At 70.2% G+C, this 19,967-nt stretch carries 21 protein-coding genes and 1 pseudogene; 10 read left to right on the top strand and 12 right to left on the bottom strand.

Going from position 1 to position 19,967, the window contains the following annotated elements; genetic code table 11:
• Positions 1-20: 20 nt before the first annotated feature.
• The gene (locus tag ACHMXE_RS02765; protein ID WP_203206872.1) at positions 21-656 is read right to left on the bottom strand and encodes a cysteine hydrolase family protein; all 636 of its coding nucleotides are present in this window, start codon (positions 654-656) and stop codon (positions 21-23) included.
• Positions 657-771: 115 nt separating this feature from the next.
• On the opposite strand from ACHMXE_RS02765, the gene ACHMXE_RS02760 reads away from it, so the two are divergent.
• The 3 genes from ACHMXE_RS02760 to ACHMXE_RS02750 are packed head-to-tail and all read left to right on the top strand — an operon-like array spanning position 772 to position 5,087.
• Positions 772-1,704, top strand: a complete 933-nt coding sequence (locus ACHMXE_RS02760; RefSeq protein ID WP_395346708.1) for a helix-turn-helix domain-containing protein — start codon at positions 772-774, stop codon at positions 1,702-1,704.
• A gap of 20 nt (positions 1,705-1,724) precedes the next feature.
• Complete coding sequence (locus tag ACHMXE_RS02755) at positions 1,725-2,099, top strand: iron chaperone (RefSeq protein WP_203206874.1); 375 nt, start codon at positions 1,725-1,727, stop codon at positions 2,097-2,099.
• A 60-nt stretch (positions 2,100-2,159) separates the two neighbouring features.
• On the top strand, positions 2,160-5,087 hold the full coding sequence (locus ACHMXE_RS02750; protein ID WP_395346706.1) for a hypothetical protein: 2,928 nt from the start codon (positions 2,160-2,162) through the stop codon (positions 5,085-5,087).
• On the opposite strand, the gene ACHMXE_RS02745 is transcribed toward ACHMXE_RS02750, so the two are convergent.
• The 7 genes and pseudogenes from ACHMXE_RS02745 to ACHMXE_RS02715 all read right to left on the bottom strand — a co-directional run bounded on the left by ACHMXE_RS02745 (position 5,041) and on the right by ACHMXE_RS02715 (position 11,142).
• Positions 5,041-6,243 carry an ABC transporter substrate-binding protein gene (locus tag ACHMXE_RS02745; RefSeq protein WP_395346703.1) on the bottom strand — a complete coding sequence of 401 codons (1,203 nt, stop codon included), beginning with the start codon at positions 6,241-6,243 and terminating at the stop codon, positions 5,041-5,043. The genes ACHMXE_RS02750 and ACHMXE_RS02745 overlap by 47 nt on opposite strands.
• A gap of 166 nt (positions 6,244-6,409) precedes the next feature.
• A complete protein-coding gene (locus ACHMXE_RS02740) occupies positions 6,410-6,835 on the bottom strand; it encodes a hypothetical protein (RefSeq protein WP_395346701.1) in 426 nt (141 codons plus the stop codon).
• Between the two features lie 93 nt (positions 6,836-6,928).
• Positions 6,929-7,837 (bottom strand): MFS transporter, encoded by a 909-nt coding sequence (locus tag ACHMXE_RS02735; protein WP_395346699.1) that lies wholly within the window; start codon positions 7,835-7,837, stop codon positions 6,929-6,931.
• Positions 7,838-7,925: 88 nt separating this feature from the next.
• Positions 7,926-8,072, bottom strand: a pseudogene (locus ACHMXE_RS02730) (MFS transporter); the annotation flags it as partial.
• A 144-nt stretch (positions 8,073-8,216) separates the two neighbouring features.
• On the bottom strand, positions 8,217-9,347 hold the full coding sequence (locus tag ACHMXE_RS02725; RefSeq protein ID WP_093347002.1) for an ABC transporter substrate-binding protein: 1,131 nt from the start codon (positions 9,345-9,347) through the stop codon (positions 8,217-8,219).
• 114 nt (positions 9,348-9,461) lie between these two features.
• On the bottom strand, positions 9,462-10,673 hold the full coding sequence (locus ACHMXE_RS02720; RefSeq protein WP_395346698.1) for a cytochrome P450: 1,212 nt from the start codon (positions 10,671-10,673) through the stop codon (positions 9,462-9,464).
• A 13-nt stretch (positions 10,674-10,686) separates the two neighbouring features.
• Entirely contained in the window at positions 10,687-11,142 is a 456-nt protein-coding gene (locus ACHMXE_RS02715; protein WP_395346696.1) for a nuclear transport factor 2 family protein, read from the bottom strand.
• Positions 11,143-11,279: 137 nt separating this feature from the next.
• Between ACHMXE_RS02715 and ACHMXE_RS02710 the strand changes: the two genes are divergently transcribed.
• Genes ACHMXE_RS02710 through ACHMXE_RS02695 form a run of 4 tightly spaced genes read left to right on the top strand, consistent with a single transcriptional unit; the run spans position 11,280 to position 14,595 of the window.
• On the top strand, positions 11,280-12,185 hold the full coding sequence (locus ACHMXE_RS02710) for a branched-chain amino acid ABC transporter permease (RefSeq protein ID WP_256222704.1): 906 nt from the start codon (positions 11,280-11,282) through the stop codon (positions 12,183-12,185).
• Positions 12,182-13,120 carry a branched-chain amino acid ABC transporter permease gene (locus ACHMXE_RS02705; protein WP_395346695.1) on the top strand — a complete coding sequence of 313 codons (939 nt, stop codon included), beginning with the start codon at positions 12,182-12,184 and terminating at the stop codon, positions 13,118-13,120. Before ACHMXE_RS02710 ends, ACHMXE_RS02705 begins: the two co-directional genes overlap by 4 nt.
• Positions 13,117-13,875: an ABC transporter ATP-binding protein gene (locus tag ACHMXE_RS02700; RefSeq protein ID WP_057594135.1), complete on the top strand. Its 759-nt coding sequence runs from the start codon at positions 13,117-13,119 to the stop codon at positions 13,873-13,875. The genes ACHMXE_RS02705 and ACHMXE_RS02700 overlap by 4 nt, the downstream gene beginning before the upstream one ends.
• 3 nt (positions 13,876-13,878) lie before the next feature.
• On the top strand, positions 13,879-14,595 hold the full coding sequence (locus ACHMXE_RS02695) for an ABC transporter ATP-binding protein (RefSeq protein ID WP_395346693.1): 717 nt from the start codon (positions 13,879-13,881) through the stop codon (positions 14,593-14,595).
• A gap of 15 nt (positions 14,596-14,610) precedes the next feature.
• On the opposite strand, the gene ACHMXE_RS02690 is transcribed toward ACHMXE_RS02695, so the two are convergent.
• Positions 14,611-16,029 carry an aldehyde dehydrogenase family protein gene (locus ACHMXE_RS02690; RefSeq protein ID WP_395346692.1) on the bottom strand — a complete coding sequence of 473 codons (1,419 nt, stop codon included), beginning with the start codon at positions 16,027-16,029 and terminating at the stop codon, positions 14,611-14,613.
• A gap of 115 nt (positions 16,030-16,144) precedes the next feature.
• Between ACHMXE_RS02690 and ACHMXE_RS02685 the strand changes: the two genes are divergently transcribed.
• From ACHMXE_RS02685 to ACHMXE_RS02675, 3 genes are all read left to right on the top strand, one after another.
• On the top strand, positions 16,145-17,116 hold the full coding sequence (locus ACHMXE_RS02685; RefSeq protein ID WP_395346690.1) for a LysR family transcriptional regulator: 972 nt from the start codon (positions 16,145-16,147) through the stop codon (positions 17,114-17,116).
• 222 nt (positions 17,117-17,338) lie between these two features.
• Entirely contained in the window at positions 17,339-17,689 is a 351-nt protein-coding gene (locus ACHMXE_RS02680; RefSeq protein ID WP_395346689.1) for a type II toxin-antitoxin system RelE/ParE family toxin, read from the top strand.
• Complete coding sequence (locus ACHMXE_RS02675) at positions 17,670-17,981, top strand: DNA-binding protein (RefSeq protein ID WP_395346687.1); 312 nt, start codon at positions 17,670-17,672, stop codon at positions 17,979-17,981. The genes ACHMXE_RS02680 and ACHMXE_RS02675 overlap by 20 nt, the downstream gene beginning before the upstream one ends.
• A 63-nt stretch (positions 17,982-18,044) precedes the next feature.
• Here ACHMXE_RS02675 and ACHMXE_RS02670 read toward each other — a convergent pair whose 3' ends face one another.
• From ACHMXE_RS02670 to ACHMXE_RS02660, 3 genes are all read right to left on the bottom strand, one after another.
• Positions 18,045-18,854 carry an AadA family aminoglycoside 3''-O-nucleotidyltransferase gene (locus tag ACHMXE_RS02670; protein ID WP_395346686.1) on the bottom strand — a complete coding sequence of 270 codons (810 nt, stop codon included), beginning with the start codon at positions 18,852-18,854 and terminating at the stop codon, positions 18,045-18,047.
• A 117-nt stretch (positions 18,855-18,971) separates the two neighbouring features.
• A complete protein-coding gene (locus ACHMXE_RS02665; RefSeq protein WP_395346685.1) occupies positions 18,972-19,181 on the bottom strand; it encodes a 2Fe-2S iron-sulfur cluster-binding protein in 210 nt (69 codons plus the stop codon).
• A gap of 8 nt (positions 19,182-19,189) precedes the next feature.
• The gene (locus tag ACHMXE_RS02660) at positions 19,190-19,939 is read right to left on the bottom strand and encodes a ferredoxin reductase (protein ID WP_395346684.1); all 750 of its coding nucleotides are present in this window, start codon (positions 19,937-19,939) and stop codon (positions 19,190-19,192) included.
• Between the last annotated feature and the right edge of the window lie 28 nt (positions 19,940-19,967).

The following is a 19,967-nucleotide window of genomic DNA, read 5'->3' as shown; positions in this document are numbered from 1 at the left end:
TTGCGCCGGCTCACACCTTGTCAGCGGGCGATCCGCCCGACGAACTCCTCGCTCGTCATCACGTGCGCGGTCGAGAAGGCCAGGATGGTCAGCGTGGCCTGGTGCACCGCCTCGGCCGGCATCGCGCCCTGGCCCACGTCGGGATAGTCGAAGGTGCCGGTCGCATCCGACAGGAAGGCCACCTTGTAGTTGCGGAACATCGCGTCGCGCGCCGTCGCATGGCAGCAGTTCTCGGTCGTGGTGCCGGTGATCGCCACGGTGTCGATGCCCCATTCGCGCAGGATCAGGTCGAGGTCGGTCGCGAAGAAGCCGCTGTAGCGGTGCTTCTTGACCACGTGCTCGCCCGCGGCCGGTGCGAGCGCCGCGAAGATCTCGCTGCCGGGCGTCTCGTCGACCAGCGCGGTGCGATCGGCGATCGGGCCGTAGAGGTCGTCGTACAGACCCATGTCGCAGCCATCGCGCCGATGCACGTGGGCGGTGTAGATCACGCGGATGCCGCGCTCGCGGCAGGTGGCCAGCGTGCGCGCCAGCGTCGGCACCATGGCCGCGGCCTGGGCCGAGCGCAGCTGGGCGCCCTCGGCGACGAAGTCGTTCTGCATGTCGACAACGATGACGGCGGTGGTTGCCGGATTGATGCGATCGATCTGATAAGGCATATTGGCCCCTCGGTGGGTGAGTCGGATGGTGGCGGGTGCGGCGATCTTGGGTCGCGCCGCGCGTCCGCGCTGGCCCCGGCTTGCCAAGCTCTGTTCTCCACCTGCCATCCGTTCCATGAAAACCCTGGTCGAACCCGGCGACAGCTTCGAGAAGTGGCACCAGGTCACGTGCCGCAGCTACTCGGTCACGCAGTGCGCGAACGCGCCGGGCGGCGCGGCGTTCCGCGCCAGGGTGTCGCAGCGCGGGCTCGGTGCGCTGGCATTCAACGAGATCGAATCGAAGCTGCCCGGCGCGGCGACCCTCCGCGTCACGCGCGGCGCCACCGAGATCCGGCGCGATCCGCGCGACGACTTCTTCCTCTGGTTCGCGCTCGGCGGCAACACGCGCTTCAGCCAGGACGAGCGGCGCGTGAGCATGCGCCCCGGCGACATGGTGCTGCACGACCAAGCGCGGCCCTTCAGCCTCGAATTCGGCGAGTGGTCGCATGCGGTCATGGTCGCGATCCCGCGCGCGCTGCTGACCAGCCGCATCGGCACGGCCGACGAACTCGTGGCCCGGCCCGTCGGCCGCGATGCGAAGCTGTCCGCGCTCGCGGGATCGGTGCTGCAGCAGCTGATGGCGCTGCACGACGATGCGCCGCCGGCGCTCGCGCAGGCCGCGATGGACATCTGGTCGACGGCGCTCGAGACGGAGCTCGCGCCCTCGCGGACCGAGGCCGGCGCGCGCGACGCGCGGCTGGTCGCGGTGAAGCGCTACCTCCGCGCCCGGCTCGGCGACCCGGCGCTCGACGGCGAGACCATCGCGCGCGACTGCCACCTGTCGCTGCGCACGCTGATGCGGCTGTTCGCCGCCGAGGGCACCACGCCCGCGCGCTGGCTCTGGCAGCAGCGGCTCGAGGCCAGCTACCGGGCGCTGGCCGAGGGGCGCGTGCGGCAGGTGTCGCAGGCCGCGCTCGAGTTCGGCTTCACCGACCTCAGCCATTTCAGCCGCGCCTTCAAGGCGAGGTTCGGCCGGTCGCCGAAGGACGTGCAGCGCCAGGGCGGATGAACACGAAGGGGATGAACGAGATGGCCAGCAAGGCGCCCGCCACGATCGATGACTACATCGCCGCAGCCCCGCCCGAGGCCCATGCGCACCTGCGGCGCCTGCGCGCGCTGCTGCGGCGCGTGGCACCCGAGGCGCGGGAGGCGATCAAGTGGGGCACGCCTTTCTTCATCGAGCCGCGTTTCCTGTTCGCCTTCTCGGCCCACAAGGCGCACCTGGGCTTCGCGCCCTCGGCCGAGGCGCTCGAGGCGTTCCGCAATGAACTGGCGGGACATCAGACCACCAAGGAACTGCTCAAGGTCCGCTACGACGAACCGCTGCCCGAGGACCTGATCCGCCGCATCGCCGAGCACCGGCTGCGCGTGGTGAAGGCGCGCGAGGACGATTCGTTCTGGTGAACCGCAAGCCGGCAGGCCGGCGGCGAGAATGAAGCGCAGAGCCCCAGCCAGGACACCAGATTGCACGACATCGATCGCCCGGACCCTTCACCTCGCTTCGCCAACCCTGCCACCGCCGCATCGGCCCTCGCGGAGGCCGAAGCGCTCGTCGCGCGGCTGTTGCCGCTGAGCACGCCCGCCGACAGCGCCTCGCCCGACCTGCAGGAGCATCTGGCTTTGGCCTGGTTCCGGCAGATCGAGGCGCTGAGTTCGCTCGGACGCACGGCCGACATCGTGGCGGTGGCCGACGCGCTGTGCGCGCATTTCGAGCCCGGTGCGCGCGATGTGCTGGCCCCGGTGTTCGCACCGGTCGCGGCCTGGCCGTGGATCACGCGCGCGCAGTGCGAGAAGGCGCGCGCGCTGGCGGCAACCGGCCGGCCCGAGCCCGCGCTGGCGCAGCTGCAGGAGGTGCAGCGCCGCTTCGAGCAGGCGCAGTCGCTGGCGCTGCGCGAATGGATCGTCGCCGCGGGGCTCGAGGAGGCGAAGCTGCGCGCCGCCGGCGGCGCGACCTTCGCGCGGGTCGACATGGTGCGGCATTGCGAGGACCTGGCGCGGCGCTTCGGTGGCGACGACTGGCCAGCGACGCGCGTGCTTGTGGCTCGTGTGCGCGCCACGCAGGCCCGGATGCTGGCGGAACTCGACTACCACGACGAGGCGCTGAAGAAATACGCGGCCCTGCATGAGGACCTGCAAGCCACCACCGAGCCCGCGCTGCAGGCACGGGCCGCCGAGGCGCGGCATGCCCACGCTCGCCTGCTCGAGACGCTGGGCCGCGATGACGAAGCCCGTGCGCTGCTGCACACCCTGATCGCCGCGCACGCCGATGCCATCGAGCCCGAGCGGCGCCTGACGCTCGCGCTGGCGCGCACCGACCTCGCGCTCGCCTTGCAGCGCGATCTGCTGCGCGGTGCGCAGGACGAGGATCTCGAGGAACACCTGCTCGCGGCCTGCGACGCCGTGCTCGACCCGCATGCGGACAGCGAAGACGCCACCGTGTTGCGCTGCGTGAACCGCATCCTGCGCGTCAAGGCGCAGCTGCTGCGCGACCGCGATGCCGAGCCCGACGACGAGGACCGCGCCGACGAACTGGCTGAATGGCAGTGGTCGCGCTATGCCGGGCATGCCGATACGCAGGTCCGCCAGGAATTGCTGCTCGCGATGCTCGATCAACTGGTGCCGCTCGACGACCCGGCACGCGAGCTCGCCGGTTACCGCCGCCTGCTCGATCGCTTCGGCGACGACCGCAGCGCGCTGCTGCAACCGCAGCTGGCGCGTACGCGGCTGCTCGAGGCCTGGGCCCTGCGCGCGCTCGACCGGGGCGACGAGGCGCTGGCGGCGCTCTCGGAGCTCGATGCGTTGCATGCCGAGTCCGCCGATGCCTACACGCGCCTGCAGTGCGTGCACGGCCGCATCGAGCGCGCGAGGATTCTCTGGGCCCGCGGCGACGTCGAGGCCGCGCTGCGCGCGCTCGAAGGCTGGACCGAAGCCCGCGGCGCCGAGGACACCGCGCTGCGCCGCGCCATCGCACGCGCCATGGACCTGCGCTGCGACATCCTCCAGGCGCAGGCCCCCGCCGCGCATCCGCGTCCCGACGGCAAGGACGAGGAGGGCCGGGCGATCGAGGTCGCCGTGACCGAGGTCGAGGAGCGCTATGCCACGGCGGTCGATGCGCTCGTCGCGCGCTTCGCGAAGGACCCGGTCGACGACCTGCGCACGATCGCGGTGAAGGCGCAGTACGCGCTCGCGGCCCATTGGCGCGGGCGCCTGCAGTTCCAGCGCGCGGTCGATGCCTATGCGGCGCTGGTGCAGGCCTTCGCGGCCGACACCTGCGCCGAGGTCGAGGGGGTGGTCGCCAGCGCCTACCTCAACCAGGCCTATGCATTGATGATGCTGCTGGACCGCGAGGCCGACGCCCTGCCGGTCTACGACGCGCTGCTCGCGCGTTTCCCGAATGCCACCGGCGCGGCGATGCGCGACACGCTGGCCAAGGCCGCGGCGAGCCGGCTGACCTGCCTCAACCGACTGCAGCGCCAAGGCGCGGCGGTGAGCTATGGCGACCAGTACGAGGACCTGACGCTGGCGCAGCGCGATGCGATCGACGCCACCATCGAGCGCGGCCGCGTGCTGGCGGTGGAGGGCAAGCACCGCGAGGCCATCGCGTGCTACGACGATGTGCTGCAGGCGCATGTCGAATCGCTGCATCCCGAGCTGCGGCGCCATTGCCTCGACGCGATGGTGCGCAAGGGCTACAGCCTTGGCTGCCTGTCGCAGCGCGAGGCCGCGCTGGCGGTCAACGACGAGGTCATCGCGCGCTACGGCAACGAGCTCTCGACCTCGGCCGAGAAGGACGTCGCGCTCGCGATGTCGAACCGCGCCGTGCAGCTCGACAAGCTCGGCCGCCAGGCCGAGGAGCTGCAGACCTACGACGCGATCATCGTGCGCTGGGCCCGCTCCGACGTCGCCTACCTGCGCGAACGCGTGGCCAATGCGCGCTTCTGCAAGGCCATCACCATCGCCGACACCGACCTCGATGCCGCGCTGGCGCTCTACGGCCATGTGATCGACACCTGCCTGCACGCGCCCGAGGTCGCGCTGCGCACCTATGCCGCGAAGTCCAGCGTCAACCGCGCCGTGCGCCTGCGCAAGGCCGGCCGGTACGAGGAGGCGGTGGCCTGCTGCGAGGCGCTGGTCAAGGCCTGCGGCGCGGAGACCGACAAGGACATCGCGGCGCAGGTCGTGAAGGCACGCATCGGGCTCGCGCGCAGCTATGGCCACGTGGGGCAGGTGGCGCGGCAGGTCGAGACGCTGGAACTGCTGCTGGCCTTGCCCGCCGGGAAGATCGACGAGGGCTTGCGCACCGAGCTGCGCGCGGAGTACCAGCAGCTGCGGCCGTCGCCGCTGGTCAAGGCGGCACGGGCGCTCGGCGCATTGTTCGCCCCGAAGAAATGAACCCCCACCGTTCGGCTGAGCTTGTCGAAGCGGGGCGCGAGGCTTCGACAGGCTCAGCCCGAACGGTCCAGAGCGCTACTGCCGGATCTTGCCCGCGTTGCTGAGGATCGTGAGTTCGACGAAGCGCGTGCCGTTGCCGCCGGCATTGGGGCCGAGGTCGACCACGTAGCCGCCGAAGTCGAAGTTCACCAAGCGAGGCCAGCGCCGCGGCCATGCCTTCGCGCGTGGGCGTGCGCCCTTGCCGGCGCACGGCCTCGGCGATCACGCGGCCCGTGATGTAGCCCTCGAACATCGAGTAGCTGACCGGCACCTCCAGCGTCTGTCCGGCCGTGGATTCGATGAACTCGCGCGTCAGCTTGCTCGAGATGCGGAACGGGCTCGGCGTGACCTGCGCGATCACGATGCCCTGCATGTGCTGCTCCGACAGCCGCTGCGAGAGCTGCTCCACGTCGACGCCCGAATGCGCGACCAGCTGCGCCGTGCCCTTGGGCGCCATGCGGTAGCGTTCGATGAAGGCCGCGGCGGCGCCGGTGCTGGTCAGCATCACGATGGCCTGCGGCGGTTCCTTGAGGAAGGCCTCGGCGGCGTCGCCCACCTTGGTGGTGCCCGCCGGGTACGAGGCCCGCACCACGATGCGCGACGACGATGCCGCCGCGAGCTCGTCCATCAGCTTGAGCAGTTCGCCGGAGGCGGGCACGTCCTCGTAGAAGACGCCGAGCCGGTTGATGCCGATGGTGGCGAGGTGGCGCGTGATCTTGGTCAGCTCCTCGCGCAGGTCGGCATGCATGTTGAACAGCAGCGGCGGCGGCGCGCGCAGTTCGGACGAGCGGTAGCCCACCAGCGCGAGCTTCTCCTTCTCGAGCGTGCCCGAGGCCACGAGTGCCGCGATGTTGCGCGTGCCGAAGTAGCCCGCGAGCACCATCGGCCGGTTCTCCGCGACCAGGGCCTTGGTCAGCGCCACGGTCTGCTCGGGCTGACCGAGATCGTCCTTGCGCACCAGGCTCAGCGTGTGGCCATTGATGCCGCCGGCCTTGTTGACCGCATCGAAGCTCAGCTTGAGCCCGACCCCGAAGGCCCGCCCCTGCCGCGCCTCGAGCCGGACATCGGGCCACCTGCCCGACCACCACCTGCACCGCCGCGGCGGGCAGTGCCGCAACCGCCATCGTGGCGGCCGCGAGCAGCGGACGCCAGAACGCCATCGATTTCATTCGTCTCTCTCCGTCTCCGGGCGGTCAACGCCCCTTCTTGCAAGGGCCGGATCTTGGGTGTCCGGGCGGGGCGGAGGATAACGGAAAACTGTGTGCTTGCGCGCGGGCGCGCCGTCAGTCCTCGCGCGCCGCCATCCGACCCGCTTCGCGGTCGACGGCCTCGTACTGCGCGTCGCAGAACAGTTCGCACAGCCGGTCGAGTTCGCCGCGGTCGCGAGTCTCGAACACCGCGACGTCCTGCTCGAGCTTGCCCTTGCCGAAGAAACTCCTGCGCGGGCGCATCGCCACCGACTGCAGTTGGTATTCACCGCGCCGGTCGGTGCCGTTGCCCAGCAGCGTGACCCACAGCTCGCGCTGGTCGGCCTCGTTGCGCAGCACTAGCGCGGGCAGCGGGCCGTCCTGCTGCTCGTTCCATTCGCGGTGCTGTTCCTGCCACGGATGGGCATCGATCGCGGCCATGAAGCCGAGGAGGGTGGTCTCGCCCTGCGGGTGGGTCTGCTGGAAGTCGTCGCCGACCTTCTGGATTGCGTAGCTCAGCATGCGGTGGGAGCGCGCGGTGCGCCCAGGTGATGTCGATGACCGAGTGTGCCCCAGACGCGCGGTGCGGGCGTGTCGGTCGCCGCCCCGTTTTCCTCAAGTCGCGGCGGGGCGGGACAGCGGCCTTGGTGCGCGCGCCGCGCGGTGCTCCTGCAGCAGGGTCAGCATCACGGTCAGCACCATGAAGACCACCGCGGCCCAGAAGATGCCGCTGAAATGCCCGCGGTCGAGCAGCCAGCCGAACAGCATCGGGCCGACCGCGCCGCCGATGTTGAAGCCCGTGGAGACGATGCCGAAGGCGCGGCCCTCGGCGCCGGGCGGTGCGGCGGCGCGCACGAGCATGTCGCGCGAGGGCGTGATCACGCCGGTCAGGAAGCCGGTGGCGCCCAGGCACAGCACGAGCGCGAGATCGGGCAGCCGGCCCCAGGCGGCGAGTGCCGCGAGCACGGCCGCGCCCGCGAACGCGACCGCCGCCACCAGGCCGTGGCGGCGCGTGCGGTCGGCCAACGCGCCGCCGGCCAGCACGCCGAAGGCGCTGGCGAACAGGAAGGCCGTGACGGCCGCATTGGCCCAGGTGAGGTTCACGCCGTAGCCGCCGACCAGCGCCGACACCGAGAAGCTGCCGATCGAGTTCGTGCTGAGGCTCAGCAGCACGTAGAGCAACGTGAGCGTGAGGATCGCGGGCGTGAGGATGCGCACGCCAGCCCCGCTGCCGCCAGCGGTCTTCGGCTTGCCCGCGGGCCGTGCCGCAAGCGCCGGCTTCTCGCCCGCGAACAGGAAGGCCCAGGCCAGCAGTCCCGCGAGGCCGGTGGCGGCGAAGGCCCAGCGCACGCCCAGCGTGCTGGCGATGCCCATCAGCAGGGCCGGCGCGATGGCGCCGCCGACGAAGCCCGCGAAGGTGTGGACCGAGAAGGCCTTGCCCATGCGCGCGCTGTCGATGCCGGCCGAGAGCATCGCGTAGTCGGCCGGGTGGTAGACGCCGTTGGCGATGCCCGCCAGCGCCATCGCGACGAGCAGCCAGGCAGTAGTGGCCCGAGAACGCGAGCGAGCCGAAGGCCGCGCCGCCCAGCAGCAGGCCGGCCATCAGCAGGCGCCGCGCGCCGAAGCGGTCGACCGCGAAGCCCAGCGGCGCCTGCACCAGCGCCGAGACCACGTTGAACACGCTGAGCGCGAGGCCGAGCTCGACGAAGCTCAGGCCCCACGCGCCGGGCAACACCGGCAGCAGCGCGGGCAGCGCCATGATGTGCAGGTGGCTGACGAGATGGGCGGCGGAGACCTGCGCGAGCAGGCCGGTCTTGGGAAGGGGCATGGCCGGGGGCGTCGAAAAGACCGCGCATTGTGCGGCAAGCCCGCCATCCGCGCTCGCGGCGCCGCGCTCAGGACATCACTGCACCGCCACGAACTCCCCGCCCTTCACCTGCAGCAGCACGCCGCCGTAGCTCGGGTTGCGCCCCGCGTCCACGCTCCAGGTGCCGTTGCCCAGCACCATCGGCACCTTGTTGAGCTTCGCGAGCTCGTCGCGGATCTTCGTGCGGTCGGGGTTCGGTCCGGCGTTCTTCACCGCCTGCACCGCGACCTGGCCCAGCGCGTAGCCCATGCCGGCCCAGTTGTCGGGCGCGGCCTTGTACTTGGCCTGGTAGGCCTTCACGAAGGCCTGGTTCATCGGCGAGGGATTGTTGGGCGAATAGTCCGACACGAAGTAGGTGCCCTCGACCGCCTTGCCGCCGGCCTTGATGAAGCCGGCCGAGCCCAGCGTCGACGGGCCGATGAACTTGACCTTCGACTCGAGCCCGGCCTGGCGGATCTGCAGGATCAGGTTGGCCGAGACCTCGGCCGGCGCGGCGATGAAGATGGCGTCGGTGGGCGTGGTCGCGACCTTGGTCGCGAGCGCGAGGAAGTTGGAGTCGGAGGAGATGAACTTCTCGTCGGCCGCGATGGTGACGCCGGCCTTGGTGAAGTAGTCGGCCAGCGCGTTCTTCTGGCCGATGTAGCCGTCGCTGCTCTGGTCGTGCAGCAGCACCACGCGCTTCACGCCGAGCTTCTCCGAGGCCAGCTTGCCGAGGAAGCCCATGATGTCGGTCGGCGTGGCCTGGATCTTGAAGGCCCACGGGCCGGTGGCGAGGATGCCGGGCGAGCTGCCGATGGCGAGGATCGGCAGCTTGAGGTCGTTGGCCACCGGCGCGCCGGCCAGGGCTTCGGCGCTGACCGTGGGGCCGAGGATCAGCATCACGTTGTCGCGCTTGCCGAACTGGTTGACGAGGTTGATGACCTGGCCCTTGTCGCCCGCGGTGTCGCCCTCGACGATCCTGAACTTGTTGCCGCCGGGCAGCCCCTGCGCGTTGGCTTCCTCCAGCGCGAGCTTCATGGCGTTCTGGATCGGCACGCCGCCGAAGGCGTAGGTGCCGGTCATGGCGTTGAACACGCCGACGGGGATCTCCTTGCCCTGCCCGAAGGCGAGGCCGCTGAAGGCGAGAAGCAGCGCGCCGGCGACGGCGGCTCTGCGATGCATGGTCATGGTGTGTCTCCAAGGGCGCGCGAAGGTGCGCGGTTTTTCTCAGGGGGCCATGGCAGTGTCTTCATGCATCCGGGTTGCGTCAGTCCCCATCGCAGGGGACGGACCGACCCGATGCTATTCGGCCACCAACTCCAGCGGCAGCAGGTCGAGCGTGCGCAGCGTGTTTACCGGACGCCAGCGCGATGCGCCCGCGGGTTCGATGCGCTGCACGCGGCGCACCAGCGCGCCGAGGATGCTCTCGGCCTCGAGCCGCGAGATCATCTGGCCGATGCACACGTGCGCGCCCACGCCGAAGGCGCGGTGCACGCCCGCGGTCTGGCGCGTGACGTCGAAGCGCGCCGGATCGGGCCACTGGCGCGGGTCGCGGTTGGCGGCACCCATGTGGTAGCCGACCTTGGTGTCGGCGCGCAGCCGCACGCCGCCGAGCTCGACCTCGCCCGTGGTGGTGCGGAACATCACCTGCGCCGGCGACTCCAGCCGCAGCGCCTCCTCGAACGCGCCCTTGATGAGCGCCGGGTTGGCCTTCACGAGCGCGAACTGGTCGGGGTGCTCGGCCAGCAGCTTGAGCGTCGATCCGATGCCGGCGATGGTGGTGTCGACGCCGGCGCGGAAGAAGGAGCGCACGTGCAGCGGCGCCGTGCCCTTGTCGAAATGGCCCGCGTCCTCGGCCTCGTAGATCTTCTCGGCGAAGCCGCCGGGCAGCGTGTGCTCGCGTTGCAGCACCTGCTGGTACCAGTCCATGATCGGCGCGGCGCGCTCGAGCGCCTGCGCCACGCGCTCGTTGTTCGGCCCGAGCTGGTTGAAGTTGAGCTCGCCCGTGAGCTTGATGCGCTCGGGCGGCACCGCGATGCCGAGCACGGCCGGGAACACCTCGAGCACGTAGGCCTCGGTGATGTCGGCCACGCCGTCGACGCGGCCGCGCGCCACCGCGGCCTCGGCGATCTCCTCGGCGCGCTGCGCGAACTTCTCCTTCCAGCTCTTGACCACCAGCGGCGACAGGATGCGCTGGAGCGCGGCGCGCACGCGCGTGTGCTCGGGCGGGTCGATCTCCGAGATCGGGCTGCGCGTGCGCCAGGCGCCGGGCTTGCGGATGTCGCTCATGCCCACGCCGCCCTCGACCGTGAAGCGCTCGAAGTCGCTCGCGACGATGCCGGCCTCGGCATGGCGCGTGACGGCGTAGTAGCCGTGCGGCGCGACGTAGACCGCGGGCGCCATCTCGCGCATGCGGTCGAACAGCGGATAGGGATCGGCGATGTTCGCGTCGGAGAACGGATCCTCGTCGAGGACCGGTGCGTCGGGGATCGACAGGGTGGCGGTGGCGTTCATGGTTCGGTCCTTTTCAATCCGCGCTCGGCAGCACGCGCACGGTCATGTCGGCGATGCGCCAGCCCTCGTCGGTGCGCCGGAAGCGCAGCTCGTACTTGCCGAACATCGCGATCTTGCCGGGACCGTCGCGCCAGTCGGTGATGAGCGCGCGCGCATGGCCGTGGGCCTCGTCGGCGCCCGCGCCGGGCACGGCGTAGAAGTCGGTCATCTGGTGGTGCATGCGCTGCCTGAACTTCTTCTTCATCACCTCTTCCATCAGCGCGAGCAGATGGTCGCGGCCGTGGATGGTTTCGGGCGGCAGGCCGCTGCCGCCCTGCGAGGCCGGTGGCGAGTTGGCGCGAGTCCAGCTGGCGTCCTCGGTGAACAGCTGGGCGAAGTCGGGATCGCCGGCGTCGGCCAGGTGGCCGTAGCGGGCGAACAGGGAACGGATCTCGAGCTCGTCCTCGACGGGCAGTTGCGGAAAGCGCATGGGGTCTCCAGGGTCGGCACAGTGCTGCGCCCAGTGTCCGCAGGCCCGCCGCGCGCGTCTGTCCCCATGCGGGGGACGGCGGCCCCGGGCCCACCCGTACCGTCGCAAGGGGACATACAACCAAGGGCCGCATTCCGATGATCGCCGCCATGCTGATGCAACAACTACTCAATGGCGTGGTCGTGGGCAGCGTCTACGCGCTGTTCGCGCTCGGGTTTACCCTTCTGTTCGGGGTCAACCACATCATGAACATGGCCCATGGCTCGGTGTTCATGTGGGGCGCGTTCGCGGGCCTGTACGCGGTCACGGTGCTCGACGCGCCGATCTATGTCGCCCTGCTGATCGGCATGCTCGCGGGCGGGCTGGTCTCGGTGGCGCTGGACCTGTTCGCGTTCCGGCCGCTGCGCCGCCGCGGCGCGCCGGAGTTCTCGGCCATCGTGTCATCGATCGGCGCCGACCTGGTGCTGCTCGCGCTGGCGCAGAAGCTGTCGAACACGGCCGTGATGCGCTTTCCCTTCGATGCCTTCCCGGTGGTCATCTACACCATCGGCGGCGTGCGCGTGCAGCTGCTGCAACTGGTGATCGTGGCGCTGGTGGTGGCGATGGTGTTCGGCCTGGTCTGGTACCTCTACCGCACCGGCTTCGGCCAGCGCATCCGCTGTGTGGCCTATTCGGAGCAGACCTCGCGATTGCTGGGCATCAACCCCGGGCCGGTGAACATGCAGGTGTTCCTGATCTCGGGCGCGCTCGCGGGCATGGCCGGCGTGCTGATCGGGCTGGTCTTCAACTCGGTGCACTTCGCGATGGGCGAGCCGCTGCTGCTGCGCGCTTTCGTGATCATCATCCTCGGCGGCCTCGGCAGCATTCCGGGCGCGCTGATCGCGGGGCTTGCGATCGGCATCGTGCAGACGCTCGCGGTGGCCTACGTCTCCTCGGGCGTGGCGGAGGCGATCGTCTTCACCGCGCTGTTCGTCGTCATCCTGGTCCGGCCCACCGGCCTGTTCGGTCAATCGTCCGCCGCCATGCGGGTGCAACGCGCATGATGAACTTCTTCTACACCTACCAGTCGTTGTTCGACCACATCCTGGTCTACGCGATGCTCGCGATGAGCCAGTACGTGGTGCTGCGCGCGGGCGTGTTCTCGCTCGGCAGCGCGGGTTTCGCCGCCATCGGTGCCTATGGCTGCGCGCTGCTGGTGGTCAAGGCCGGCTGGCCGCCGCTGGCGGCGATCGCCGCGGGCACCGCGCTCGGCGGCCTCGCGAGCGCGGTGCTGGCCTTTCCGCTGTCGCGGCTGCGCGGCGTGTTCCAGGCGGTCGCCACCCTGGCCATGGTGCAGATCGTGCTGTCGGCCACGCAGAACTGGACCAGCGTCACCAACGGCGCGATCGGCATCAGCGGCATTCCCAAGGTGGCCGGCACCGGCGAGCTGCTGCTGATCGTGGTCGTGGTGGTCGCGCTGCTGGCCGCGATGGGCCGCCACAGCATCGGCCGCGCGATGGACGTGATCCGCGAGGACGAGACCGTGGCCGTGTCGCTCGGCATCTCGGTGCCCTACCACCAGCGCATCGCCTTCATCCTCTCGGGCCTGCTCGCGGGCCTGGGCGGCGCGCTGCAGGCGTCGAGCAGCTACGCCATCACGCCCGGCGAGTTCGGCTTCGGCATGCTGGTCGCGGTGCTCGCGATGGTGGTGCTCGGCGGGCGCACCTCGGTGTGGGGCGCGCTCGTGGGCGCGGCGATTCTCACCACCTTGCCCGAGCTGTTCCGCGTGTTCGCCGACTACCGCAACGTGGTGCAGGGCATCCTGCTGATGCTGGTGATCGTCTACCTGCCGCGCGGCGTGGCCGACACCGCGATCGCGCTGCTGCACGACCGCCGTTTGCGGCGCCAGGCGGGCCATGCGCCGCGCGCGCCCGCGGCACCGGCGGTGCCCAAGGCACCCATCGTCAAGACATCGATCGAAGGAGGCCTGCGCCCATGACCGCGACCCTGGTTCTCGAAGGCGTGGCCCGCCATTTCGGCGGCGTGCCGGCCGTCGACGGCCTGAGCCTGCAGGTGCCGGCCGGCCAGATCACCGGCCTGATCGGCCCCAACGGCGCGGGCAAGACCACGGTGGTCAACCTGATCACCGGGCTGCTGCACCTGACAGCGGGCCGGGTGCTGCTCGAGGGCCGCGACGTCTCGCGCGACGAGGCGCCCGCGCTCGCGCGCGCCGGCGTGGCGCGCACCTTCCAGAACATCCGCCTGGTGCCCGATGCGAGCGTGCGCGAGAACGTGGTGGCGGGTTTCCACCGGCACGAGAAGTCCGGCCTGTGGGCCAACCTGCTGGGCCTGCCATCGGCGCGCGCCGAGGCGCGCGAGCTCGATGCGCGCGCGATGGAACTGCTCGAGCGCTTCGGCATGGCCGCGCTGGCCGAGCACCGAGCGGGCAGCCTCTCGTACGGCCACCAGCGGCGCATCGAGATGATGCGCGCGCTGGCCACCAGCCCGAAGCTGCTGCTGCTCGACGAGCCCGTGGCCGGCATGAACGACGCCGAGGCCGAGAGCCTCGCCGGCATCTTCCGCAACGTCGCCGCCAGTGGCGTGGCGGTGCTGCTGATCGAGCACAACATGCGCTTCGTCATGTCGCTGTGCTCGCACCTGTACGTGCTGGCCTCGGGCCGGCTGATCGCCGACGGCCTGCCCGAGGCGGTGGGTCGCGACCCGAAGGTCGTCGAAGCCTATCTGGGAGCCTGAACCATGCTCGAGATCCGAAACCTCGACGTCCACTACCGCGGCATCCAGGCGCTGCGCGGCGTGAGCCTCCATGTGAAGCAGGGCGAGATCTTCGCGCTGATCGGCCCCAACGGCGCCGGCAAGTCGAGCCTGGTGAACGCGCTCTCGGGCCTCGTGCCCACGGGCGGCGAGATCCGCTTCGAGGGCCAGCCGCTGGGGCGCATGCCCGCGCACCTGCGTTCGCGCGCCGGCATCATCCAGGTGCCCGAGGGCCGGCGCGTGATCGCGCCCCTGTCGGTGGCCGAGAACCTCGAGCTCGGCCGCCAGGCCGCGGGCGTGCGCGGCAGCGACGCGAAGGACCTGGAACGCGTGCATGCGCTGTTCCCGGTGCTCAAGGACCGGCGCCATCAGCTCTCGGGCTCGCTGTCGGGCGGCCAGCAGCAGATGCTCGCGATCGGCCGCGCGCTGATGGCGCGCCCGCGCGTGCTCATGCTCGACGAGCCCAGCCTCGGGCTCGCGCCCGTGATCATCAAGGAGGTGTTCCGCGCGCTGGTGCAGCTCAACCGCGAGGGCATGACCATCCTGCTGGTGGAACAGAACGCGCGCCTCGCGCTGCAGACCGCGCACCGCGCTGCGGTGCTCGAGCAGGGGCGCATCGTGCACGAGGGCATGGCGAGCGAACTGGCGAACGATCCGGTGATTGCGGACCACTACTTCGGGCGGGCGGGATTGATTGCCTGATCGGCGCGCCCGGGGTCAGGCGGTGGTGATCGTCTTCGGCTCGAGGAACGCCTCGAGCCCGAACACCCCGAACTCCCGGCCGATGCCCGACTGCTTGACCCCGCCGAAGGGCGCGAGCAGGTCGGGCGCGATGCGGTTGACGAGCACCGTGCCGGCCTCGAGGCGCGCGGCGACGCGGCGGGCGCGTTGCGCATCGGACGAGAACACGTAGGCCTGCAAGCCGTAGGGCGAGTCGTTCGCGATCGCGACGGCCTCGTCCTCGCCTTCGTAACCGAGCACCGACAGCACCGGCCCGAAGATCTCCTCGCGCGCGATGTCCATGTCGTTGCGCACATCGGCGAACACCGTGGGCCTGACGTACCAGCCGCGCGACAGCCCCTCGGGCCGGCCCTCGCCGCCGGCGACGAGCGTCGCGCCCTGTTCCCGGCCCCGCCGGATGAAGCGCTGGATGCACTCGAACTGGGCCGCGTTCAGCAGCGGCCCGATGGCCGTGGCCGGATCGCGCGGATCGCCCACGCGCAACGCTGTTGCGATGGCGGCGATGCGTTCGATCGCTTCCCGCATGCGCGCACGCGGGATCAGGAGCCGCGTGCCCGCGACGCAGGCCTGGCCGTTGTTCATGAAGGCCGCGTTCAGCGCCAGCGGCAGCGCGCTCGCGAAATCGGCGTCGTCGAGCACGATCGAGGCCGACTTGCCGGTGAGCGCGAGGCTTACGCGCTTCATGGTGTCGAGCGCGGCGCGTGCGATCAGCTTGCCGGTGGGCGTCGAGCCCGTGAACGACAGCTTCGCGATGCCGGGATGGGTGGCGATCTCGTCGCCCACGTCCGCGCCGCGGCCGAGCAGCACATTGAACGCGCCCGCGGGCAGGCCCGCGTCGTGCAACGCTTCGGTCACCACCTGGGCCTGGATCGGTCCCAGCTCGCTGGGCTTGATGACCGACGCGCAGCCCGCCGCGATCGCCGAGGCGAGCTTGCTGCAGACCGAGCCGGCGACGCTGTTCCACGGCGCGATCAGCCCGGCCACGCCGACCGGCGCCATCGTCACCGTCGAATCGCCCACGCGGCGCGTGAACTCGAAGGCCTCGAGCGTGCGTGCCGCGTTGGCGAAGCATTGCGAGGCGTATTCGCTGACCCACTGCGCGCGCGCGAGCGGGCCGCCGTACTCCTCGATGGTCGCGTCGCGGATCGCGTCGGTGCGCGCGAGCACGGCGCTGCGCAGCCGCTCGAGCATCTCGATGCGCTCGGCCGTGCCGGTGGCGGCCAGCGCGGGCTGGGCGCGCTGCGCGGCCGCGATGGCGCGCTTCGCATCGTCGCGGTTGGCGAGCGTCGCGCTGCCGATGCGCTGTTCGGTCGCGGGGTTGGCGATCTCCACGACCTCGGTGCCCTGCACGGCCACGAAGGCGCCGTCGATGTAGGCCTTGTCGATGTTCCACATGGTGCTGACTCCTGGTTTGTTGCCGCCGGTTGGCGGGGTTCAAGGCAGTCTAGGAATCCGACATCGTTTTGAGAATCCGATCAAAATGAGATGACTCATCCAGAAAATCGGAACAATGCACAAGAGCGGCCTGATCGAACTCGAGGTGGTGCTGGCCGTCGCGCGGCGGCAGGGTTTTCGCGCCGCGGCGGTGGAACTGGAGATGTCGACCACCGCCGTCAGCAACGCCGTGTCGAGCCTCGAGGCCCGGCTCGGCGCGCGGCTGTTCCATCGCACCACGCGCAGCGTCTCGCTGACCGAGGCCGGCCGTCAGTTCGTCGCGCAGATAGGCCCGGCCGTCACGAACATCCGCGATGCGATGGACAGCGTCGGCGAGCGCCGGGCCACGCTGGGTGGCACCCTGCGCATCAACAGCGCGCTGGGCGCGGCGCTCATGGTGTTCCGGCCCCTCGTGGCGGAGTTCCTGCGCCGTCATCCGGGCGTGACCGTCGACATCGTCACCGAGGGCCGCATGGTCGACATCGTCGCCGAGGGCTTCGACGCCGGCCTGCGCCTCGCGCCGCTGGTGCCGCGCGACATGGTGCGCGTGCCGCTCGGCGGCAGCCTGCGCATGGCCGTGGTGGCGTCGGCCGCGTACTTCGCGAACCGGCCCCGGCCCGAGGTGCCCGCCGACCTGATGCAACACGCCTGCATCCGCGCGCGCCTGCCGAGTGGCGTGCCCTCACCGTGGGAGTTCGCGCAAGGCGGCGAGCCTTTCACTGTCGATGTGCCGGGGCCGCTGGTGCTCGATGCGCCGATGCTGATGCTGGAGGCGGTGCGGCAAGGGGTGGGGGTGGCGCAGCTGGCCGAGTGGTATGTGGCGGAGGATTTAGCGGGCGGGCGACTGGTGCGCGTGCTCGACGAGTGGACGGTGCCTGTGCCCGGGTTGTGCCTCTACTACGCGGGGCATCGGCATCTGCCTGCGGCGTTGCGGGCGTTGGTGGATTTGGTGCATGAGCTGCGGGCGGGTGAGGAGAAACGAAGTGGCGGGGCCGGCGTTGCGAAAGGAAAGCGCGGGAGCGGCAAGGCGAGATCGAAACACGGTTGATTTTTTCGGCAGGCCTGTGTGCGACGGCGCGCCCGCACCTTGCTTGCACTTCTGCCAAGTTTCTGCCGCGCCGAGGTTCCACCTGAGCGTGGCGCGCCTTCAGACGGAGGTCCGTCGGGGTAGTCTTCACCTCACAAGAGCAAGCGTGAGGGAGTAGGCGAAAGATGGCGAGTCGATGCGGCCCTGCATCGACGGGTTGACATTATTCGTCGATAAACGAAAATGAATGCCTACAGCGTCGAGCACTATCTGACGGCGGACGAGCACCGCGACCCCTACCTGGACTGGTTGCAGCGTCTTCGTGACAACCAGGCGAAGGTGTCGGTGATTCGACGTGTGGCCCGGATGGAGCTGGGCAATTTTGGTGATCACAAGTTTTGCCGCGACGGTGTCTGGGAATTGCGCATCGACTTGGGTCCGGGCTACCGGGTGTATTACGCGCTGTCCGGCCATCGCGTGGTGCTGCTGCTGTGCGGTGGCGACAAGCGGACTCAGGAGGCGGACATCGCCAAGGCGGTGATTCACTGGCAGGACTGGCAACGGAGAGCGGACGATGAGAAGCAAGCCCCATGACGAAGCGATGGCCGAGCTGTATCGCAGCGATCCAGCCCTCGCGCTCGAGGTCATCAACACCATCCTGGCCGACGGCGACCAGGCCGAACTGCTGATCGTGCTTAGGCAGATGACGCAGGCTTTCGGCGGTGTGCAGGCCGTGGCCGAGCAGGCGCAGCTGAATCCGACCCAGCTCTATCGCACGCTGTCGCCGAAGGGCAACCCTGCGCTCAGCAGCCTGTCTGCCATTCTCAGGGCGATGGGACTGCGGTTGGCGGTGCAGCCGCTGGCGGTGTCTACGCAGGCCAGCTGAACCTGCACGGTCGGAGCGTCGTGGACGGCCCCATGGACGGGAAGTCGATGACAGGCCGAATGTTCAGTGCGGCCCATCCCCTTTCGATGCCAACGCCCGCTCGACAGCCGGCTTGGCATACGCCACGAACGCCGCCACCTCACCCTGCCGCGATGCCAGGTCGTCCTCCGCCTGCCCCAGATAAGCCTCCATCGCCCGCGCCATCAGTGGGCGCAGTTCGCCGGGCAACCGTTCGATCACCCAAGCCGCCGCCGCATCCTTCGAAGCAGTGCCTCCGTTCGCCGCACTGAACCAGATGCGCGCCAGCGCGAGCACCACATTGCGCTCGTCGCCATGCCAGTCCGCGGGTTCGTTCCAGATGCCGATGGTGTCGCGCAGCGCCTGTGCGAAGTCGCTCGCGGGCACCGGGTCGAACAGGGTCTCGGCCACCGGGCCGATCAGCGCGACGCTGTGCTGCCTGGCCTTGGTCAGCAGAATGGCGAGGTCGCGATCGAGCTCGGGCGCGTCGAAGACGCCGGCCTTCAACTGGTCGCGCAACCATTCGCCGAACTGCAGTTCGCGCCGCGCCGGGTAGCGCCAGGGCAGCACCTCGTCGTGCACGACGATCGTCACCTCGAGCGGGCGCAGCGCCGCGTCGGTACCTGGCGGGGCCGACACCGAGAGCAGGTCGGTCATCAGCGCCTGCCGGGTCGCGGCCGTCAGCGGCGTGGTCACGCAGACCAGCAGGTCGATGTCGCTCTCGGGCTGGAGGCCGCCGTCGATGGCCGAGCCGAACAGGTGGAGGGATTCGAGGGTACAGGGCAGGTGGCGTTCGAGCACGACGCGCGAGAGCGAGAGTTGCGGTGCGATGTCGATGGGAAGCAATGCGGTCATCGGGGCAGGGGGCTGGGTGGAGCGGCAAAGCGCCTATTCGAGCGTCCTCCTCCCCTGCGTGCAATCGTGCACCTGCCCGTGCCAGGGGCATTCCTCTGTCCGAAGCCGCGCGGATTCCTAGAGATCGAGCACCAAGGCCGGGCTGCAGGCGCGGGAGCAGCACACCATCATCGTCTTGTGGCTGGCCCGCTCGGCATCGGTCAGGATCTCGTCGCGGTGGTCCGGCACGCCCTCGAGCACGCGGACCTCGCAGGCGCCGCAGATGCCTTGCCGACACGAGTAGTCCACGTCCACGCCGGACTCGAGCAATGCGTCGAGGGTGCTCATGTCCGGTTTCACGAGCACGCGTCGATTGCTCTTCGCGAGCCGGACCTCGAAGCTGCCCGCATCCGCGGGCGGTGCGGCGGCGCCGAAGCGTTCCATATGCACGCGCGCCGGATCGAGATCCCGCGTCGCCTCGGCGAAGGCATCCAGCATGCCCGCGGGACCGCAGCAATAGAAATGCGCTCCGGGCTCCGCCTTCGCCACGAGCGCGGCCAGGTCGAGCCGTCCGGCGGTCTCGCTGTCGTGTAGGCGGACCCGGTCGCCCAGCTGTCGAAGCTCGCGCACGAAGGGGCCGCCGCGGTACCGCGCGCGGCATAGTGCAGGCGCCAGGAGCGGCCCGCACGCTCGAGCGCACGCGCCATCGGAAGCAGCGGCGTGATGCCGATGCCCCCCGCGATCAGCACGGCGGGACCCGTGTCGTCGGCCAGGGCGAAATGATTGCGCGGCGCCGAGACCCGGATCACGTCGCCGACGCGAAGCCGCTCGTGCACATGGGCGGATCCACCCTGGCCGGATGGCTCGCGCTTCACGGCCAGCACGTAGATGCCTTCGTCGCCACGCACGACGGAGTACGGGCGGGTCAATCCATCGCGCAGGCGCACGTCGACGTGGGCGCCCGGTGACGCCGGGGGGAGTTCCAGGCCATCGACGCCGCTCAGCTCCATGCTGAGCACGTCGGGCGATTCCAGGCGCATGGCGCTCACCTGAACCCGCAGGAGCTCGTCGGCCTGCGAGGGGGTGTCGGTGGTCGTTTGCTGCATGTCCATTCGAGGCCGCATCGGATGCGGC

It is taken from the genome of Variovorax sp. UC122_21 (assembly GCF_044056785.1).
Taxonomy (GTDB): Bacteria; Pseudomonadota; Gammaproteobacteria; order Burkholderiales; family Burkholderiaceae_C; genus Variovorax.
The sequence above is the reverse complement of the archived record's forward strand: the minus strand, read 5'-3'. Positions and strand labels throughout refer to the sequence as shown.

Excerpts from the sequence above, each read along its gene's own strand:
- ACHMXE_RS02740 (WP_395346701.1), bottom strand. The coding sequence starts at position 6,835 with ATGCTGAGCTACGCAATCCAGAAGGTCGGCGACGACTTCCAGCAGACC.
- ACHMXE_RS02660 (WP_395346684.1), bottom strand. The coding sequence starts at position 19,939 with ATGCAGCAAACGACCACCGACACCCCCTCGCAGGCCGACGAGCTCCTG.
- ACHMXE_RS02690 (WP_395346692.1), bottom strand. The coding sequence starts at position 16,029 with ATGTGGAACATCGACAAGGCCTACATCGACGGCGCCTTCGTGGCCGTG.
- ACHMXE_RS02695 (WP_395346693.1), top strand. The coding sequence starts at position 13,879 with ATGCTCGAGATCCGAAACCTCGACGTCCACTACCGCGGCATCCAGGCG.
- ACHMXE_RS02675 (WP_395346687.1), top strand. The coding sequence starts at position 17,670 with ATGAGAAGCAAGCCCCATGACGAAGCGATGGCCGAGCTGTATCGCAGC.
- ACHMXE_RS02720 (WP_395346698.1), bottom strand. The coding sequence starts at position 10,673 with ATGAACGCCACCGCCACCCTGTCGATCCCCGACGCACCGGTCCTCGAC.
- ACHMXE_RS02665 (WP_395346685.1), bottom strand. The coding sequence starts at position 19,181 with ATGAGCACCCTCGACGCATTGCTCGAGTCCGGCGTGGACGTGGACTAC.
- ACHMXE_RS02685 (WP_395346690.1), top strand. The coding sequence starts at position 16,145 with ATGCACAAGAGCGGCCTGATCGAACTCGAGGTGGTGCTGGCCGTCGCG.
- ACHMXE_RS02710 (WP_256222704.1), top strand. The coding sequence starts at position 11,280 with ATGATCGCCGCCATGCTGATGCAACAACTACTCAATGGCGTGGTCGTG.
- ACHMXE_RS02705 (WP_395346695.1), top strand. The coding sequence starts at position 12,182 with ATGATGAACTTCTTCTACACCTACCAGTCGTTGTTCGACCACATCCTG.
- ACHMXE_RS02700 (WP_057594135.1), top strand. The coding sequence starts at position 13,117 with ATGACCGCGACCCTGGTTCTCGAAGGCGTGGCCCGCCATTTCGGCGGC.
- ACHMXE_RS02670 (WP_395346686.1), bottom strand. The coding sequence starts at position 18,854 with ATGACCGCATTGCTTCCCATCGACATCGCACCGCAACTCTCGCTCTCG.
- ACHMXE_RS02715 (WP_395346696.1), bottom strand. The coding sequence starts at position 11,142 with ATGCGCTTTCCGCAACTGCCCGTCGAGGACGAGCTCGAGATCCGTTCC.
- ACHMXE_RS02680 (WP_395346689.1), top strand. The coding sequence starts at position 17,339 with ATGAATGCCTACAGCGTCGAGCACTATCTGACGGCGGACGAGCACCGC.
- ACHMXE_RS02735 (WP_395346699.1), bottom strand. The coding sequence starts at position 7,837 with ATGGCGCTGGCGGGCATCGCCAACGGCGTCTACCACCCGGCCGACTAC.
- ACHMXE_RS02765 (WP_203206872.1), bottom strand. The coding sequence starts at position 656 with ATGCCTTATCAGATCGATCGCATCAATCCGGCAACCACCGCCGTCATC.
- ACHMXE_RS02755 (WP_203206874.1), top strand. The coding sequence starts at position 1,725 with ATGGCCAGCAAGGCGCCCGCCACGATCGATGACTACATCGCCGCAGCC.
- ACHMXE_RS02725 (WP_093347002.1), bottom strand. The coding sequence starts at position 9,347 with ATGACCATGCATCGCAGAGCCGCCGTCGCCGGCGCGCTGCTTCTCGCC.
- ACHMXE_RS02760 (WP_395346708.1), top strand. The coding sequence starts at position 772 with ATGAAAACCCTGGTCGAACCCGGCGACAGCTTCGAGAAGTGGCACCAG.